The sequence below is a fragment of the Nitrosomonas europaea genome (assembly GCF_900167395.1).
Taxonomy (GTDB): domain Bacteria; phylum Pseudomonadota; class Gammaproteobacteria; order Burkholderiales; family Nitrosomonadaceae; genus Nitrosomonas; species Nitrosomonas europaea.
On the sequence record NZ_FUWK01000075.1, the window covers coordinates 1 to 2,529 of the forward strand.

General features: G+C 46.5%; 3 protein-coding genes. 1 reads left to right on the top strand and 2 read right to left on the bottom strand.

Annotation, left to right across the window (positions count from 1 at the left end; all coding sequences use genetic code 11):
• Window positions 1-85: 85 nt before the first annotated feature.
• Window positions 86-658: a hypothetical protein gene (locus tag B5D58_RS13355; RefSeq protein WP_011111548.1), complete on the bottom strand. Its 573-nt coding sequence runs from the start codon at window positions 656-658 to the stop codon at window positions 86-88.
• Complete coding sequence (locus B5D58_RS13360) at window positions 655-1,392, bottom strand: response regulator transcription factor (protein WP_011111547.1); 738 nt, start codon at window positions 1,390-1,392, stop codon at window positions 655-657. Before B5D58_RS13360 ends, B5D58_RS13355 begins: the two co-directional genes overlap by 4 nt.
• A gap of 195 nt (window positions 1,393-1,587) precedes the next feature.
• On the opposite strand from B5D58_RS13360, the gene B5D58_RS13365 reads away from it, so the two are divergent.
• Window positions 1,588-2,529 (top strand): TonB-dependent receptor plug domain-containing protein (locus B5D58_RS13365; protein ID WP_159445014.1); only part of this gene is annotated, 942 nt, incomplete at its 3' end.

Below are 2,529 nucleotides of genomic sequence, written 5' to 3' on the forward strand. Positions count from 1 at the left end.
ACGATAAAATTACCGAATTGAATAACTGAATCTGATCTAACAGGCACTCGTCAAATCGGGTAACTGTCAGATCAGATCTCAACTACTACACATAAGCATCCTTATCGCCAATAGGAATTTTTGGTCCTTCGCCATCAGGGCTGAGGTTCGATATTTCATCTGCCATGCGTGTCAATGGCCGCAGCAGCCGATCGACGCTGTAGAAAGAAAGCAGAGTAAGAACTGTAATCAGCAATACGGTAGAGGCGACAATGGCAAAAGCAATCATGAGTTCCCTGTTCTCAAGATCGGTGATATCAAGTGCCAATATTTTGCGCCCTTCCGGGCCATCTTCTATCAATATCGCAAACTCACTACCATCAATTCTGACCTCGTCATGCATACCGGCTGGCAATGCCTGGAATTGCGGTGGTATGGACGAGTCTCGATGCTCGTCATACCAGTGGAACCGATCAAGGCCCGACCAATCATATTCTGGATCCTGGGCAATTTTCCGCTTGATATAGGCCATCTCACTCTCCAGCATCGACTCCCATATCAGCTCTTCGATATACTCGTTGACTAAGTACCCATGTAGCGAAACTGTCAGTGACAGCACGACCGTATAGCTGACCAGGCTGATAACGATCAGTCTTCTCAGGCGCGAACGATTAATCATGGACCAAGCTCTGGATCGACAATCCGATAGCCAACCTTGGGAACAGTTTGCACGAACTTCAATGGATAATCACCGTCGATGCTTTTGCGTAACTCGTAGATGTGTGTACGTAAAAGGTCTCTATCGGGTCGATCCTCACCCCAGAGTAGACTTTCCAGGCGGTCCTTCGTTACCACGTTCGGGCTCTCCCTCATCAAGACTTGTAGTAATTTCCGAGAACCACTGTGAAGATGAATGATACTGCCATCTCGCATCACTTGTTGTGATGTGAGATGGTAGATGAGGGAACCTACCCGCAAGATTTTCGCACGCCCTATCCTTCTTGTATGCAAAGCTAAGATTCTGGCCTCAAGCTCTGCAATCAGGAATGGCTTCGTCAGGTAATCATCAGCACCAGCAGCGAATCCAGAAAGCTTATCAGGAATATCACTCTTGGCAGTGAGGATCAGCGTCGGAGTATCCACATCAGCCGCCCGCAAACGCTGGAGCACTTGCAATCCGTTGAGCCTGGGCAACATCCAGTCGAGTATCAGCACATCATACTGCCCATTACTGCTCAATTCCAAAGCGGATTCACCATCTCTGGCTGCATCGAGAATGAAGTTCTTGTTTTCCAGGTAGGCGAAAACATTGCTGATCAAGTCGATATGATCGTCCACAATCAGAACACGAATCGGTTCGTAGCACTGTCTGGCACTAATACCGTAATTAGGTACGAGAGAATGAGTATTCATGGGCAAATCTGACAGTATTCTGACAAATGCCCCTGTAGTTTAATGCAAATCAGTATCGCTCACATCATCAATCGTATTTCCTCTAAGAAACGTAACAAAGGGGAAATTGTATGCTCGGTGTTCCTTGCATGATCTGCAGTATGTGGTGCTCTGATACCAGTTATTCAGTTATTAACAACCCAGGGATCAAAGCCAATGAATATTTCCATTCCATTCACTATTGTCAACCCCTATCAATATACAAAACTTTCTCTTGTCCTTGCCTGTGCATTCGGTGTCAGTTTACAGCCAGTGTTTGCACAAGACTTAGTCACTCCTGCCACTGATGATAATAATGCTGGTAGCCCTCCCACCATGTTGGAACCGGTCAAGATCATAGCAAATCCTGAGAATCCACAAAGTTCAATGGGGTCAGCTTATGTTCTGTCTGCAGAAGAATTGAATAAATTCAAACATACCAATATCAATCAAGTCCTGCGTGGCGTGCCAGGGGTATATGTAAGAGAGGAAGATGGGCTGGGTATGTTTCCTCGTATAGGCGTTCGTGCATCATCAGCTGGCCGCAGTGATCGTATTTCTGTATTAGAAGATGGTATCCCGGCGGCAATGTCACCTTACTCCAACCCTTCAGCTTATTATTTTCCCAATGTTGGACGAATCAGCAGCATTGAAATATTGAAGGGACCAGAAGTGCTCATGCATGGACCCCATACCACATCTGGTGCGGTCAACGTGATCTCTACTCCGATTCCTGATAAGTTAACTGGTGCGGTTAACGTTGAAGTTGGAGCATTTAGAACACGCAAAATCCATGCCCACTATGGAGGCACCTTCGATGCAGCCGCTTTCGGGCAATTTGGCTTCCTGCTCGAAACGTATCAAGGCAAAAGCAATGGTTTTCATGATATAGATCGCAGCAAACACACAGCCGGCTATGACATTAACGAATATATTGGAAAAGCCAGGTGGAAAAGTGCGCCAGGGGCCCGGTTTGCGCAACAATTGGATGTCAAATTGCATTACGATGATGAACGTCTAGACGTTAGCTGTTTGGTCCCGCATTGTGATGGTGTATTGTATGATTTGCTACCGACACAGGAGGAATTATGGGACAGATATTACACGGGAGCGCCCGCA